The 15,690-nt window shown below is 68.7% G+C and carries 11 protein-coding genes and 3 pseudogenes; 8 read left to right on the forward strand and 6 right to left on the reverse strand.

Annotated features, from left to right (window positions below; all coding sequences use genetic code 11):
• Positions 1-31: 31 nt before the first annotated feature.
• The gene (locus ACFYYH_RS33145) at positions 32-958 is read right to left on the reverse strand and encodes a tyrosine-type recombinase/integrase (RefSeq protein WP_388559190.1); all 927 of its coding nucleotides are present in this window, start codon (positions 956-958) and stop codon (positions 32-34) included.
• Positions 959-1,087: 129 nt separating this feature from the next.
• On the opposite strand from ACFYYH_RS33145, the gene ACFYYH_RS33150 reads away from it, so the two are divergent.
• Positions 1,088-1,651: a hypothetical protein gene (locus tag ACFYYH_RS33150; RefSeq protein ID WP_388559257.1), complete on the forward strand. Its 564-nt coding sequence runs from the start codon at positions 1,088-1,090 to the stop codon at positions 1,649-1,651.
• Positions 1,652-2,248: 597 nt separating this feature from the next.
• On the opposite strand, the gene ACFYYH_RS33155 is transcribed toward ACFYYH_RS33150, so the two are convergent.
• The 4 genes and pseudogenes from ACFYYH_RS33155 to ACFYYH_RS33170 all read right to left on the reverse strand — a co-directional run bounded on the left by ACFYYH_RS33155 (position 2,249) and on the right by ACFYYH_RS33170 (position 6,129).
• On the reverse strand, positions 2,249-3,238 hold the full coding sequence (locus tag ACFYYH_RS33155) for a bacteriocin fulvocin C-related protein (RefSeq protein ID WP_388559193.1): 990 nt from the start codon (positions 3,236-3,238) through the stop codon (positions 2,249-2,251).
• 382 nt (positions 3,239-3,620) lie between these two features.
• Positions 3,621-4,163, reverse strand: coding sequence for a hypothetical protein (locus tag ACFYYH_RS33160; protein ID WP_388559196.1), 543 nt, complete (start codon positions 4,161-4,163; stop codon positions 3,621-3,623).
• Positions 4,164-4,885: 722 nt separating this feature from the next.
• Positions 4,886-5,254 (reverse strand): annotated as a pseudogene (locus ACFYYH_RS33165) (alpha/beta fold hydrolase); the annotation flags it as partial.
• Positions 5,255-5,496: 242 nt separating this feature from the next.
• Positions 5,497-6,129 (reverse strand): hypothetical protein, encoded by a 633-nt coding sequence (locus ACFYYH_RS33170; RefSeq protein ID WP_388559199.1) that lies wholly within the window; start codon positions 6,127-6,129, stop codon positions 5,497-5,499.
• Positions 6,130-6,517: 388 nt separating this feature from the next.
• Between ACFYYH_RS33170 and ACFYYH_RS33175 the strand changes: the two genes are divergently transcribed.
• The 3 genes and pseudogenes from ACFYYH_RS33175 to ACFYYH_RS33185 all read left to right on the forward strand — a co-directional run.
• Positions 6,518-7,492, forward strand: a complete 975-nt coding sequence (locus tag ACFYYH_RS33175; protein ID WP_388559202.1) for a C40 family peptidase — start codon at positions 6,518-6,520, stop codon at positions 7,490-7,492.
• 125 nt (positions 7,493-7,617) lie between these two features.
• Positions 7,618-8,892: a helix-turn-helix domain-containing protein gene (locus ACFYYH_RS33180; RefSeq protein ID WP_388559205.1), complete on the forward strand. Its 1,275-nt coding sequence runs from the start codon at positions 7,618-7,620 to the stop codon at positions 8,890-8,892.
• A 46-nt stretch (positions 8,893-8,938) separates the two neighbouring features.
• Positions 8,939-9,120: pseudogene (locus tag ACFYYH_RS33185) on the forward strand (site-specific integrase); the annotation flags it as partial.
• Positions 9,121-9,182: 62 nt separating this feature from the next.
• Here ACFYYH_RS33185 and ACFYYH_RS33190 read toward each other — a convergent pair.
• Positions 9,183-9,350 (reverse strand): annotated as a pseudogene (locus tag ACFYYH_RS33190) (transposase); the annotation flags it as partial.
• Positions 9,351-9,780: 430 nt separating this feature from the next.
• On the opposite strand from ACFYYH_RS33190, the gene ACFYYH_RS33195 reads away from it, so the two are divergent.
• The 4 genes from ACFYYH_RS33195 (at position 9,781) to ACFYYH_RS33210 (ending at position 15,377) form a co-directional block, all read left to right on the forward strand.
• Positions 9,781-10,800 carry an NlpC/P60 family protein gene (locus ACFYYH_RS33195; RefSeq protein ID WP_388559208.1) on the forward strand — a complete coding sequence of 340 codons (1,020 nt, stop codon included), beginning with the start codon at positions 9,781-9,783 and terminating at the stop codon, positions 10,798-10,800.
• Positions 10,801-10,968: 168 nt separating this feature from the next.
• A complete protein-coding gene (locus ACFYYH_RS33200) occupies positions 10,969-12,348 on the forward strand; it encodes an RICIN domain-containing protein (RefSeq protein ID WP_388559211.1) in 1,380 nt (459 codons plus the stop codon).
• 1,056 nt (positions 12,349-13,404) lie between these two features.
• Positions 13,405-14,010 carry a hypothetical protein gene (locus tag ACFYYH_RS33205; RefSeq protein WP_388559214.1) on the forward strand — a complete coding sequence of 202 codons (606 nt, stop codon included), beginning with the start codon at positions 13,405-13,407 and terminating at the stop codon, positions 14,008-14,010.
• A 101-nt stretch (positions 14,011-14,111) separates the two neighbouring features.
• Positions 14,112-15,377, forward strand: a complete 1,266-nt coding sequence (locus ACFYYH_RS33210; RefSeq protein ID WP_388559217.1) for a hypothetical protein — start codon at positions 14,112-14,114, stop codon at positions 15,375-15,377.
• The last annotated feature ends 313 nt before the right edge of the window (positions 15,378-15,690 follow it).

Here is a 15,690-nt window from a genome sequence, read left to right on the forward strand (position 1 = left end):
CTACTCAGTCGGAGTCAATCGCACACGGAAACTAAGCGGAGACAATGTGCCGCAGCGAGTGCAGGTCCAGCTCCGCGGGCAGGTCGGCGGCCCGGCGCGCTGTCTCGAAGGCGTCGTTCAGCCGTCTCAGGGACATCCGGTCGTGGCGCTCGGTGATCCAGAACGCTGGGTGCTTGCCAGGCACGAAGGCGGGGCGGACCTCGCTGACGTACTGGTCGAGAACGCCGACGATCCAGTCCATCTCAGGGACGGTCAGAACGCTGCGGCGCTTGGGGGGCCCGCCCTTGGAAACCTTGCCGTGACGGACGAAGATTGCTCCGAAACGGCCGTAGTCGGCGACCTTGGGATTCCGGCGCAGGTCGCACAGGTCCAGGCCGCAGGCTTCCTGGCGCCGCAGGCCGAAGGCGTAGACCGTCTTCAAGATCATGGCGTCGCGAAGGGCCGCGAGTGAGCCCTTGCGCCGTCGTGCGCGGATCTCCTCGACGCGGCCGTCGGCGGCATCAAAAAGGGTGAGCGGACGGCATTCGGCGGCTCCTTCGTACTCGCTGGTGTGGGTGATCGTGTTCCACTCGTGCAGAAGCTGGACCGGAGCCCGGCCGAATCGTTCGTTGCACGTGGACGGCCAGCCGTAGCGGGCGTCGGTGATGTAGTCGAAGAACAGCCGCAGGTCGTTCTGGTAGTTCCGTGCGGTCGACACCGCCAGCGGCCTGCCAGGGCGCCGGGTACGAAGATCGTCGAAGAATGCCTCCACCTCGGCGGGGTCCCATTGCCACGGGTACTCATTGGTGAATCGGGCCAGTCGACGGACCAGGGCGATCCGGGGGTTGATCGTCGACTCCCTCAAGAAGCGCGTGCGCTGCTGCAGTGCCCAGCCTTCCAACATCGCTTCCAGGACGGCGGGTTCGGGGTCCAGGTGCACGACACCGTCGGCGAGGACCAGGCGCGCGGCTCCAGGCATGTCAACGACAGCACTCACGATGCATCTAACGCATCATCGTTGAGTCAGTAACGGGTGCCCAGGTCAGCGCATCCCAACCAGCCACCGACCCGGCGCTAACCTGGGCACCAACTGCAGCTCAGCGAGTTGGTGCAGCGCGAGATGTGTTGCATTCGATGCAATACGGCAGCCTGTGAGGAGTTCCACTCCCTGGGACAGCAATTCGGGCACGTCTACCGCAGCGACGCGCTGGTCGACGACGGAAGCCCGCAGCGGGACTCCACGGTCACTCAGTACAACGTCACCGCGCGTCCTGGAGCTCGCGCGCCGCATGTGCTCCTGCGAGATGCCCATGGTGACTCGTGGTCGTCAATCCAACTCTTCGACGGGCACTGGAGCCTGGCGTTCGCCGGACCCGCGGCAAAGTGGGTGGAAGACATAGGACACGCGGCCCACGTTCCGGTCCGGGCGTTCGGCGTGCACGCGCTCGAACCAGAGGGTGGGCTCCGTGCGGATGACTATGTGGATCTCATGGGGCCTCGGACGTGGGCAGAGCTCTATGAATTGCGGATCGGTGATGCCGAGAAGCCAGGAGGAGCCGTCCTCGTGCGGCCAGATGGCCATGTGGCGGCGCGCTGGCAGGACGGGCCGCAGGATGTCACCGATGTCGTCCGCGTCATGGAGGCGGTACTCGCCCGCAAATCGATGGACTGACGGATGCCTGCGAGCCAAGTGATTCCGGGCGGCCGCCCCGGATGTTCCAACCGAGCTCGTCAATAGGACCAGCGGGTTCGTGGGCACCGGCGCCGCACTATGTCGTGGACAGGAAACATGCATGTCCCGTCCCACACCGTCACGGTTCTGGCTGCCTGCGGCTTGGTGGCCGGCGGACTGACCGCCGCGACCACCCACCCCGTCCGCGACGCCCTCGCCTGGCACCAGTGCCCTGAGTCAGAGATTCGTGGCAGTGGGTGGCGACGGATTCGGGGATCCGGTTGGCGGTCTTGACCCAGATGAATGGCTTGGGATCCTGGTTCCACGAGCAGCCCGGGGCGGCCCAAGTCCCCGTCCTGGCGGAGATGACCCCGCAAGATCACCGGCGCCGTCGACGCCGGTGGACGGGACACGGGGGCCGGAACTCTTCGAACCGGCCCCCGGCCGCTCAAGGCTGCTTCTCGACGTCCCTCGGCCCATTTCCACGGCGACCACGGTAAGCGGACCGCCCGAGCCCGGCGGGCAGCGGGCGGCGGGCGGCGGGCGGTACAGCGGGGCGATCGGATCAGTGGGCTGGCCCACCGGGCAGCTCTGAACTCAAAGCCAGCAGTCGCCGTCGCAGGGCTTCGACCACCCCGCGCCGCAGCCGGAGGACGAGCCGCTGCAGCCGCCGTACATGCAAATACCGCCGGGTGCGCCAAAGAGCCCGCACCAGGGCTGGTCGTAGTTGCAATCGCACCCTGCTGCGGCGACCGCCGTGTCGGCCCGGTCGTCGGGGCCGAGGGTGAACAGCAGCCTGCCCGCCTCGAGGGGCCCGAACGCCTGCTGGGCTTCGGTGGTCAGCGCGTCCAAGCGCTGTAGGGCTGCGGCGCCACGCCCGGATTCGACGGCGAATGTGGATGGCACCGAGAGAAGCGCCAGTGCCTCATCAAGAACACTTCCGCACTGCCGGGAGAGATTCGGGTGCACCGCCCGGTAGCGGTTTATGTGTTCCACCCACAGGTCGCTGCGGTCTTGTGGGTCGAGCTCGGCGAAGACGGCCCTGCGAACAGCCATCGGGTGAGTGATGAAGTTGTCGTACTCACGCGGCAGGTTGCCCTTGTTGTCGCGGACCCACTTCCGTGCGGAGACACAGGCCCGGTCCTCGGCGACTGCCGGCGTACGGCCGGCGAGAACGAGCCCGGCACCGGCTACAACCCCGGCACCAAGCCGCAGAAACTGGGCACGGCCCATCCGGCTCGGCCGGTACGCCGTTGGCTCGGAGGGCGCATGGCCGCCCACCCGCTTCAGGTCACCGAGCGCCTGCAGGACGCGAACGGTCGAGCGCGGCCCGAGACACCGGACCAGATGCAGACCGAGCGTGGGGCCGGTCCACGCCCGAAGCGTGGAGCCACGCACCAGGAGCAGAGTCGGCCGCCACGGGGCGTCCTTCCCCAAGCCGCGCTCTCGCAGCTGTTGTACCTCCGGGTGCGACAGTGGCAACACATCAAGTCTGTCGCCGCTGGCCCGCGCCACGGCGTCGGACACCTTGCGGCATGTTGCGCATGACGCGTCGAAGGCGAGGATCCAGCGAGCGTCATCCTTCATTTCTACCCCCATATTTCACAGCGGGTGTGCCGACGAAACGGCACCATCCCGACTGGAGCTGGCTTTGACCGTGACAAAAACAGTGCTTCTACGACCCTGCCGGGAATATCGTCAACGGTGGCGACGAAGTCGGCGAATTGGTCCGGGTGTTCGAGAGGGACCGGGAAGAAGCCGTCGCCGGGCGGCGCGGCGCAGCGGTTTGACGTTGCCGGGACAACCGGACTGCGCCGGCGAGGAGGTCAGCCAGCTGGATCGACGGGGGATATGCCGTCGAGCCCATGCACATGCTGCGCTGTACCCAGGACACCACCCGTCCGGCTGGAGTACCTAGGGTCCTTCGTTTGGATCTGGCTGGGACCCAGCAAGATCCAAACGAGAGGCTCTAGGCCGGTGTGAAGGCCACGCGCGACTGGTAGGCCGGTCCGTTCCCTCGCGCGAACGCAGAGGTGGTCGACATCTTGTAGTTGAACTTCAACGTCACCGTCGTGGTTCCCCCCGTACCGTTGACGGTGGAAGGAAACTTGCACTGAGCGTTGAGCACATACCAGTAGCTGGTGTTCACCCTGTGCGGCCCCGACACACTGGAGTGCCATTTGTAGTCCACGGGGATGCTGCCATGGGTGTCGTCGTAGTTGGGAAAGCTGGGTACCTTGGCCGTGCAGCGCATATTGCCGGTGGCAGTGCGTTCCAGTGTCGGGCTGATGTCGAACGACCATGCCAGCGGCCTGTTGGTGGTCGGCCAGGTCACCTGGGCGTTGAACGCCCCGTTGGCATCCGACTTGGTGATGTAGTTCGCACTGGAGGAGAAGGTCTTGTAGTACTCAATGGTGGCGGCGGAAGCTGTGCCACTGACCATCAGTGTCGCAGCGGCTGACAGGCTCGCCGCCCACGCGAGGACGCGGCGCGAAGTGGTGTTCAGCGCCACGTCAGGACCTTCCCATGCTGACCTGGACACGCGCGGCACCCGAGGGAGCAGCCCGCGATGTCCATCTACTGGTGGTGCCGTCACATGCTGCGGGCGTCATGCGCTGGCTGCCCAGCGAACCACCGCTGGCATTCCACCACTTCACCACGAGGAAGGCGCATTCCCCCTCTTCGGCATAGACTTCGGCCGTCGTCAAGCCCGGACGGCATGCCTCACCGGTCGACCAGCCATACCATTCGTCGAAGGACCACGGGAAGCAAGCAAGAGCTCCGACGTTGCCCTCGGCCACTACCGTCAGTTGCTCGCCCGGCGCCAACGCCGCGGACGCCAACTGAGAGGCGGAGGGGGCGGCCCCCGTAGCCGGCCGGGGCACAGACTGAACAGCCCGCGCCGATGCGGAGGCGCTTGTCGAATCCAAGGTGCTCGCGTTGGCGGTTACCGGCAGCACCGACGCTGCGACTGCACCGGCTATCGCAGCGGCTGCAGCTATTCGCTTTCTCATTCGTCCTCCAGGGGGCGGTTGATGACGGGCCAACCCTGATCGACAGCCCTTGTACAAACCTTGTGGCTACCTTGAAAGCCCCGCTCACGGAGCAGCACGGAGCCTGTGCGCCCGCTGAGTAACGCTCGTGCACCGAGCGCTTCCGTTTGTGCCCATTGCCAGACATCAGCGTGCTTCCGCCCTCCCGGAAGGCGAGCAGGAGGCGGCCCAGAGGGGGTTCTTACTCAGGCCGCCCGGTGAAGAAGCCCGCGAGGGAGGACGCGAGCTCTTCTGGAGCCTCTTCGGCCATGTGGTGCCCGGAGTCGATGCCGTGGCCCCGTACGTCCGGTGCCCACTGCCGCCAGATCTTCACCGGGTCCCCGTACAGGTCCTCCAGGTCGTCCCGGAGTGACCACAGGATCAGCGCCGGGCACCGGATCCGTACTCCGGCGGCGCGGTCGTCCTCCTCGTGCCGCCGGTCGACGGTGGGACCGGCCCTGTAGTCCTCCAGCATCGCCCGCACCACGTCAGGGTTCCTGATGGCCGCGCGCCACTCGTCGTGGTTCTCCTGTCCCATGCTCAGCGGATCACCGCGGTACCAGCTGTCCGGCGATGGTCAGGTCCTGGCCGCCGGAGCGGAACACCACCGAGTCGAGGGTGACATTCAGGGCCTTCTCGAAGCGCTCGCCGGCACTTCGAGGAAGCCCAGATGCAGAACCTGCGGCGCATCCGTGCGACCGGGAGACCCATGGGCCCGTTATCCGGGAGGCAAGGACGGAACCGCCCCTGCGTCCTTGCCTCCGGCCCTGACGAGGAGGCGCGCCCGCCGATGCTGTCCGGCGGCAGGGAGGGTCAGGCAGGAACGATGTCGTCGTCGAGACTTGTGTCCTTGGTCCTGATCTCCCACTTGGTGCCCGTCTTGTTCACGGTGATCGTGAACGTGATGTTGTTGTGGTAGCAGAACGGGCCGTTCTTGACCGCCAGGCAGGTCTTGGAATCGATGTCCTGTTCAAGGATGTACTGGCGGTCCGTGGCCTTGATGATGGCGGGAACAGGCTCCGGTGTGACTGTGGCGCCGTAGAGCCAGTCGCCGGCCGTCGTCGTGGTGGCGAAGATGCGTGTGGTGGTGCTCGGGGTGAGCTTCCCGGACGAATCCACGCACCGCGTGATGCGTACCTTGAGATTGGCGGTCTTGATGTTCACCCAGTGATTGCGGATCTCGTACTGCGAGGTGTCGGTCTTGCAGCCCTCTGCCGCAGCCGCCCGCGGCGCTGTCGGCGCCTGTCCGGCCCCCGTTGCGGCATTCACCGCGTCTTCGCCCTGGGTCTTGGGCTGATTCTGTGGCCGCGCGGCCGCCGCTTCGGCGATCGTGTCGGTGGGCTTGTCGCTGGTGAAGGCGCCGGTGGTGCCGGCGGTGATACCGCCGGCCAGCAGACCTGCGGCGACGGTGGCGACCGCCAGTGAGCGGGCACGTGTACTGCGCATACTGATGCTCCTTGTGGACGTGATGTGTGTGAGGGCGCTTCCGCCGCTGGTGCATGGGTGCACTGATGGCTGGCGGCGGGGCGTGCCCGGCATCTGCCCCTGGAGGGCGTCTTGTTCAGGCGCCGACCGGGTGGTGCGGGGCGATGAGAGAAGCGTTGCCGCGGGGGTGGGGGTGGGGCAACGGATTGCGGCGGCCCGGACAGTCCAGGTTCGTCCGTGCTGGTCAGGACCGGTATCCGGGGTTGGTCGGACGGTGTGCCCGGCCGGGTTTCGTGAGCGTGGACGGATCCGGACTGTCCGGGACGCCTGAGGATCTGGTGGGACACCACGACGGCGATAAAGCCTCATCTCGGAGCTGCGGAGGTCGCGGCCCGAGAGGGAGGTTGTGATGACACAGCAGACGTTGCCCAGGCCCCCGCGGCAGGCTCCGCAACGCAGGCAGCCGCGGACGGCGCAGGCGCGGGTTCAGGCGAAGGGGCCGGTGTCGCACCGCAAGCCCCGGACTCGGAGCACCCGTGGCGAGCGGTTGTGGGCGGTGGCCTCGCTGGTGGTGATGTTCGTGCTCTCACTGGTGTGCGGGGTGCTGCTGGCAGTGCATGGCCCCTCTGAGTCGTCGTCCCTGGAGGTCCAGCCGACGCCCGTTCCCTCGCCGCGGACGCCGTACGGGCCGGTCATGCCCGAGCCGGTGAAGGAGACGCCCGAGCCGGTGAAGGAGATGCCGAAGAAACCGACCGGCACGGTCGTCGAGAAAGTCACCCTGCGCCCCGGTGACACGCTCTACGCCCTCGCCGGTATTCACGGCACGAGCGTCAAGGCCCTTCAGGGGCTGAACGATCTGGGCACCTCGACACTGATCTACGCCGGCGACACCCTGCGCGTCCCCGCCACCCCGGACTCCACGCAACCGCAAAAGATCGATCTTCCGGACACTGATCCGCCCAAGTCGGATCCGCCGAAGACCGACCCGCCGACGTCGGATCCGCCGAAGAAGGCGCCGAAGTCGGGGGCGAAGGCCGGGGCGAAGGCGGTTGTTGCCTTCGCGCAAGCTCAGCTTGGCAAGCCCTACGTCTGGGGCGGCACGGGCCCGCGCGGCTACGACTGCTCGGGTCTGGTGATGCGGGCCTGGGAGAAGGCCGGAGTGAAGCTCCCGCGTACCACCTGGGACCAGGTGAAGGCAGGCGAAGCCACCACCCGCAGCGAACTTGTGCCCGGCGATCTGGTGATCAGCAACAACGGTGGCCACGTTCAGCTCTACATCGGGGACGGCAAGGTCATTCACGCCCCCGGCTCCGGTCGTACGGTCACCATCACGGAGCTTGCCCACCGGTCCGACGTCGTCAGCTACCGCCACATCACACCGTGACCGAACCCGAAGCCGCCTCGGACCGCTGGACCGCTCTCTGCCATCACCGGCCGTCGAGCTCTTCGCCGACTCGCTTTCGCACTAGTCCCCTTCGGGCATGCGAGCGATCAGGGGGAGATATGGGGATGGGGCCCAATTCGGAGGCCGCGCGTACACCGGCGGAATTCGTCCATGCGATGCGCCAGTTACGTAACTGGGCCGATCTCAGCTACCGGCAGCTGGAGCGCAGGGCGAACGACGCGGGTGATGTACTGCCGCGCGCCACGGTTTCCGGGGTGCTGGCGCGGGAGGACCTCCCGCGCGAAGAGCTTCTGGCCGCCTTCATCCGCGCGTGCGGCGGCGACGCTGCCACCGTCGACGCCTGGCTGGACGCGCGCCGTCGACTGGCCATGAGCGCGGAGCCCGCCGTACCGGACCAAATGAGCGCGGAGCCCGCGGTACCGAACCGGACCAGCGAAGAACCAAGGCCGGCCCCTGAACCCGACCCCGCCGTTGGCGCAGCCGCCGATATCGACACCGGCACGAGCACGGAAACGGGCGCCAGCACCAGCACCTCCGGAAACCCGCGGAACGAGGCTTCGGTAGGCGCAACCGCGCCCCGTACGCCCTTGCTGCCCGCAAAGCCCGGCGGCCGAAGATTCCGCAACCGCCACCTGCCGATGGCAGCCGTCGGCGTCTGCGCCGCCGCGGGGGTTCTTCTGCTCGCGTTCTGGCCCGGCGGCGGAAAGCCCGTCACCACACAGCCGAGCGACGGCCCCCGCACCACCGCGGGCCCCTCGGACACCGCGTCACCCGCCTCTTCGCTCTCCCCGTCCGCCCCCACGTCACCGAGTGCGTCCCCGTCCGGCGCGGAACAAGGGAGAACGCCCCCAGGCGCTGGGTCCGAACAGAACGCCGCCGTGACCACGGCCCAGCCCAGTCGCCCTCCGGCCAAGGCACCCAGCTCCCCTGGCATGCCCAAGGCCGGCAGGGTGACGATGCACCCCGCGAACTCACCGGGCCTGTGCATTACCGAAGGCCGGGAGCGCAACGGCCGTACCGATCGTGAACTCGCCGTGCAGCGCCCCTGCGCCGAGGCCGCTCAGCCACAGGTCTCCCTGGAATCCCTCGGCAACCAGATCTATCGCATCCATTGGAAACACCCGGAGTCCGGAGCCGACGGCTGCCTTGGCGTCGACCAAGCCCCGACCTATGGCTCAGAGTTACTGTCCCCGGGCGAATGCACCAGCGCACTCGGCCAGCGGTACCGCCTGGAGCCATCCGGCGGCGGCTACCGACTGCGCCCCATGGACAGCGGCATGTGCATCGGCATCCAGGCTCCCCGCACCGACGGCGCCGAAGCGATCCAAGCGACGTGCAGCAGAGCCAGCGACCAGGTGTTCCGCTTCAGCGCCGCCTGAAGCGAGTGCGGCAGCGCTCTCGGCGGCGAGTCCCGCACGGGCTGGGGATGTCCATGAGTGGAGACATTCCACACTCACGCATCTGGTCAAGGTCAGGGCGAGCCTGCTGATGCCGATGGCGAAGTCCCGGCACAAGAAGCCCGAGAACGTACGGAAGTACTTCCACCCTTCGGCGGAGGCGATCGCCGAGGTACCAGTCTGCTCGCGCCCGGCGACAGCCGACGCTGAGGTCGTGTGCGGCTGGAGCGGTTCCGGCAGCGCCGGATGCGGTGCTGCCGGCCCCCGGGGGCGAAGCCGGTCAGCACGGTGAGTTCAGCGGTGATCTCGTCGGTGAGTACCAGGGTGCGCAGCGTGTGGGGCATGGTGCGGGCGGCGTCCGCGATCACCGCCGCGTCCTTCGCGTCGGTCTTGGCCTCGCCCGGGTAGAGGTCGGTGATCGGCCGCATCGGCCTCGGCGGTGGTGTCGTACGCGCGCATCCACGTTGTGCGGGCCTGCCGCCCGCGAGCTGCCCGGCATTGCGCCGGCCCAGGCGGTGGCCGGACCTCTCATCAGCGTCTCCGACGGCACCTCCCGGGCGCCGGCCCGGTGACACCTCCCTCAGGTCATGCCTTCGACAGGGGGACATAGTCATGCCGAGCCCGGAGGCCGGCGGCCCTCCTGCAGGACCGAAAAAAACATGACGGGGGGACACCGGTGGTGCGGCTCCGGCTCCGCCGACCCTCGTCCCGTGGGCGGGGATCAGCGGTGCCGGAGCGTATCTGCGGGTGCTCTGAGCTGCTAGGACACATCCGGACTGTCCCGGACGGCGAAGGCGTTGCCGGACATCGCCCTGCCGCAAGAGTCTCGTTCTCGTGCCCCGCATCGGAGGGGTCGTAGAGGGGGATGTGATGAGAAAGCACCTGCGGGTCATCGGGAGCCGTACCGGAATCCAGTCCGCGCGGCGCGGACTTCACCGCAAGCGGCCGACCAGCCAGAGGCGGGGGGCTCTGGCCCGGGCGGCATGGGGCACCTGCGCCTTGGCCGTGCTGGGCGTACTGGCCATCCTGGCGGGCGCGGTGCTCGCCGTCCACGGCCCGTCCGCGGCCGGCCCTGCCTCCTCCCCGTCCCGGCCGGTCGTTCTCGAACCGTCATACGGGCCCACGGTCCCCGCACCGGCCAGGAGCAAGGGCGAGGACAGGGCCGAACACCCGGACTCGCAGCAGCGCGACCGCAGTGCCCAGGCGCAGGACAAGGGCGGCCGTATCGCCCCGTCCAAGGGGAAGGACAGCACCGTCCGGCCGAAGACGGTTCGGCTGGTCCCCGGCGACACCCTGTACGGCCTCGCGGAGAAGCACGGCACCACGGTGGCCGCCCTGCAACGCCTCAACGGACTGGGAGCCTCCACTCTCATCTACGCGGGCGACACGCTGCGCCTGGCCGACGACGCGGAAAGCCACGCGCCCGAAGCCCGCTCCGGCTCCGGCTCCGGCTCCGGCTCCGGCTCCGGGCACGGAATCACCGGTCCGTCGGCTCCGAAACGGACCGCTCCCGCCCCGACAACAGAGGTCCCGGGCCGCACCGGGGCCGCCGAGGCCATCAGCTACGCCAGAGCGCAGATAGGCAAGCCCTACGTGTGGGGCGGAACCGGCCCGCGCGGCTACGACTGCTCCGGACTGGTCATGCGGGCCTGGGCAAAAGCCGGAGTGGACCTGCCGCGCACCACCTGGGACCAGAAGCACGCGGGCAAGGCCACCACCCGCGCCGCGCTCGTCCCGGGCGACCTGGTCCTGTCCTACGGTGACGGCCACATCGCGCTCTACATCGGCCACGGCAAAGTCATCCACGCCCCCCGGCCCGGTACCACCGTCACCGTCGCGCCCCTGCCACCGTTGTCCCGGACCACCGGCTATCGCCACATCAGCGCCTGAGGCCAGCCGATGCGTAGGCCCCGACGCGGCCATTGCCCGGGACGCCCCGCGCCCCGCGCTTCCTCCCACCGCATCCCCGACAAGAGGAACCCTCGGATCCGGGTGCGTCATCGATCACTCCACCGCCACACTGAGCTCATTCGACTAAATGAGCGATCAGGAGTGGTCATGGAACCGGCCCCGGACCCGAACGCGGCGCACACCGCCGCCGAGTTCACCACCGCGATGCGTCAGCTGCGCCGCTGGGCGGACGTGAGTTTCAGGGAACTGGAACGACGCGCGGCCACCGTCGGCGACGTCCTGCCACGCGCCACGGTCTCGGGGGTCCTGGCACGTCACGAGCTGCCGCGGGCAGAACTGCTCGCCGCCTACGTCCGCGCCTGCGGTCTGAGCCCCGAGGCAGCGGAAGAATGGCTCTCGGCCCGGCGGCGCCTGGCCGTCGCCTCGGAACCGCCGACGGCCGGAGAAAGCATCAGTTCCCCCCAGGAGGAGACGCCCTCCGCTGACAAAGCTCCCGACGACGAAGCCGCGAGCGCGGCGGACCCCATACCCGAACAGGTGCCCGCTCAGGACACCCTCCGCCCGCAGTCCCCCGGGCCGGACAGCTCCCTCGGCAACAAGCCCGGGGGCGTGGCCGTTGGAGCCGAGGCCGACCGGCTGCCGCCCCCCATCGCCGTACCAGCCGCAGCCACCGCCTCGTCACGATCTCGCCGTAGACGGGCCGTGACGTTTCTGGTGGCCGGTCTGTGCGCCCTCACCGTGGCCGCCCTGAGCACCTTCTGGTTATGGCCGAAGGATGACACTGATACCGGCCGCACCCAGAACCGGGCCGCCGGCCCATCCCCCACCAGCGTCCCGTCCGCTTCCGGCACCTCGCAGCCCGCCGCCGACCCGGCTCCGTCCCCCACCGGCATCAGCCCGTCCACCACCACGCCGGGCCCATCCACCGGCCTGGACGGATCCGGTAACGCTGGTGGGACTGGCAGGGCTGATGGCGGGGCAGGGGGCGGTGGCGGGGCTGGTGCCATCGAGTCCGCCGGTGCTGCCCCCGCACCGGACCCAGACCCAGACCCGCCGACGCGCAAGCCCCCCTCCTCCAGCACCCCGAACACTCCCAAGTCGGGCTGGTCGAGCATGCGCCCCGTCTCCGCAAGCGGCCTGTGCCTGACCGAAGGCCGCGAACGGAACGGCCGCACCACCCGCGACATCGCAGTCCAGGGCGCATGCACCTCGCTGCCACGGGTCTACGTAGAATCCCTCGGCAGCAACGTCTACCGCATCCAGTGGCACCACCCCGACCCCGACAAGGGCATCGGCTGCCTGGCCGTCGACGGCCCGGGCGAGGGCTATCTCCTCACCCCCCGCACCTGCGCCGACGTCGCCGCCCAGAAGTACCGCCTGGAACCCTCCCAGGGCGGACACCGGCTCCGGCCTCTGTCCGGCGGCCTGTGTGTCGGCTTCCTCGCGCCCCGCACAGAAGGAGCCGAAGCCATGCAGACCGCCTGCACCGGCGGCGCCGACCAGGCATTCCGTATTACCAGCGCCTGACAGCCCCGTGTCCTTGGCAGGCAAACCCAGTCACGGGGCCGCCGACAGGGTGTTGGGGGCCAGCCGCCACTGGCACGGCGGGCAGTGTCACCACCAGAGCTTCGCCCCCGTCGTTGCCGGACGGTCCAGCGGATGGGACGGTTCGTCAGGAGCCCGGTCTTCTTGCGGCGCGCGGGGCTGTCGGTCACCAGCGCTCCGTCGACATCGGCGTCGAGCTCGCCGTCCGGCTTCGTGGTGGGCGGTGCGGACTCGGCGTCGTCGGCGAGCCGGTCCATGTGCACGGCGGCGTTCGGCCCCGGCGGATGTGGTGGCCCACGGCCCACGGCCCATACGCCCACGCCCACGCCCACGCCCACGTCCACGTCCACGAACCAGGCGACCTTGTTGGTGGGGCAGCCGAGGATGTAGCGCAGGACGATGACCTCGAACTGCCGGGGCGGGAGGGCGGCGATCGCCGCGTACAGAACGCTGCTGCTCTCCATCACCTTGAACTTGTCCCGGGTCGCGCGCAGGGCCTGGGCTATGGGGCCGTTCATGACGAACGCGGGCGCGCGGCCCTCCCGTTCGAGCTGGTCGTCGACGGCCCGGCGCACGATCGCCCAGGCGCCCTGTTCCAGGTTCCCGGCCCGCAGCGGGTCGTCCCAGCCGCCAGTCCGATCGACCGCGTCGACGTCCCGCTGCGCACGGAGCAGATGGCCGCCGGATTCGGGGCGGCCGCCGCGTGAGCTACCGCATCGCATCGCCTTCGCCCCTGTCGCGGAAGAAGCCCTCGGCAAGCCCCCACCCAACCACTTCAAAACCAGGCATCGTCGGAGCGGCCGACCTCTGATGGTCGGCGTGCTGTTGCCCGGTCACTGCCCGGCCGACGAGCACGGACTGCTGATCCTCGACCCCGACGTCGGGCAGTTCTGCGCCGGGGCCGTGGACCTCCCGGTGGCCGGTTCACCCAGGCCGCCCGCTACGGCTGGGCCGTGCCCTACGCCGGCAACGTCGGCGGACTCGCCCCCCTCACCCACCACGCCACCCTGTGTCAGACCCTGGTGATAGATACGGGGCATGGAGAATACCGAGAGTGTTACGCCGGGCGTCGACCATCCCGCCGAGGTCGCGTTCAGAGGCGGGTGCCAGGCCTTCGAAGTGTTCGATCCGGACGGCGCACAGGCCCTGTTCGAGGAGGCGGTCCGTCAAGGCAGCTCGGACATGCTGTGGCGCGTGGCCGAGGAATGCCTGGATACCGAGGAAGGCCCGCGGTGGATGAGCCGTGCCGTCGTCTCGGAGAGCGAGCCCGGCGGCATCACCGTGGACCCGAACACGCTGCGCATCGAGAGGATCAGCGGCATTCCTCACCAGAAGTGGGAGATCGCCGTCGAGTCGGACGACCACGCCCGTGCAGTTGTGGCGCTCACCGCCGCCGCAGACCGCATGTGGACGGTCTTTGAGGACGGCGGTGAACGCACTCCGGAAGAGACGGAGTACGGCCTGATCGATCTCTACAATCCAAACTTCGTGGCCGTCGAGGAAACCGTCCCCTCCGTGTGGTTGGACTGCAAGGACGGAATCATGCCGCGCATGGCCCGTACCGACCTGCGGATCATCGCGGACGAACTACGCAAGGCCGGGATACGGCAAGCACACCTGTACACCCCCTCGACAGACACCTGACCAAGGGCGCCGCTGGGCCCGCAGTGAGGGCGTGCCCAGCGCCTTGACGGTGGTATCCGCTGACGCCAGCTCCAGCAGGACCTCGACGCCTGGCAGCCGCGTTGCTCGCCCCCGAGCGGCACAAGGACTGGACCCGGCCGCTCGACTTCCACCTGGGCTTCTACCATCGGCTCGGTGACGGTCGCGCCTGGCGCGTTCTCGCCACGTGCCCTGAGAGGTGGCGCGAGTTCGTCCACCACCCCACCGTCGGTGCAGCGGTGCAGCATCTGCTGCTCGATCGAGCGGAGACCGAGGCGAACCAGCAACGCATGCGGGCGCCAGCCACCCTCTTGCTCACCGACGACACGGACGGGTCACAGGCACCAACCGAGCCGGGGCCGGCACTGGACGACGACCTACTGCGGGCGTGTCTGCCCGCGCTGTGCCTGCCGGAACTCGCGGACCTGCCCAAGCCCAGCATCAGCGCCCGCCACCGGCTGCACCACATCGCCAAACGAGTCCGTGATTACCCACGCCTCCTGGACCTTGCCGCCCAGGAGCTCCGCGAGGCCGCCGACACCTGCATCCGACGCGGCCGGCTACTCGGCCCGCCCCGTAACAAAAAGTACGGCGATGGCCGCCAGGTCGACCTTGCCCAGGACGTGGCTCTCCTCAGCATCAACCCCGACCATCTGGCCAAGGCGTGCGCACTGCTCACCCACCTTGAGCACCCGAAGGTCGTCTCCGTCCCGCCGAGTCGTCGCTGGTCCCGTTTCAACAACGGCATCGACCGTGAACTCGACACACCCGCCCGGCTGCTGGAGAACGACTACCAGCACCATCGCGCCGAGGCCGTGGTTGCCCTCGCCAACAACCCGCACACGCCACGCACTGCGGTCACTGACGTGCTCCAAGCGCTGCACCCGCTCGAACTCACTTGGATCACCCTCCAGGACGCCGCACCGCCGTGGCTGCGCACGGACACGGGCGCGCTCGCTCCGGCCGAAGCGGAAGACGACGGCGTGCTGCGGCTCCTGACCGATGACGAACTCGACCGACACCCCGACCCGGCAGCCATCCTTCAGTCCTGGCTGGACGCGCCCGAGAGAGACAGCCTGTGGTCGCACGGAGCGGTGTACCACACGGTCCTGCGCTCCCGGCACTGCACCCTGGACCACCTGCGGCAAATGCCCTTCGATGAGGTTCTCACCTGGGACGCTCCCGTCGTAGCGCTGCCTGTCCTGCTCGCCCGGTGCGGCACTGATCCCACACACTGGCAAGCCCTCCTGAAAGCCCTCGACTTCACCTTCGACGACGACAAGGTCACCTTCGGACAGCTCCTCGACACCCTCTCAGCCCGACACCCAGCGGCCACACCTTCGGCATGATGCGCCCTCCCCACCCGGCCAGTGCGACCTCCTGGCCGGTTTCCGCAGCGGTTGGAATGGACCGAGGCGTACGCAGACCGGATCGATCCGCCGTGCTCACCGCTTGGGACTCCCCCGGATCCGCCGGCCGGCCGTGAGGCTCTGCGCGAGCTGATCCAGGGTGATCTCTGTGCCTGCCCCCGGCCATTCGAGAACAAGGGACAGCGGACGCCGCCCGAAGAACAAGTCCCGGGGCCGACCTGTTCGTGTAAACGCCTCTGCCCTGTCCCTAAAAGACAGGGCAGAGGATCGTCATGCGGCGACGGTGAGCGGA

This window comes from Streptomyces sp. NPDC002018, from assembly GCF_042890865.1.
In the GTDB taxonomy this organism is placed as follows: domain Bacteria; phylum Actinomycetota; class Actinomycetes; order Streptomycetales; family Streptomycetaceae; genus Streptomyces.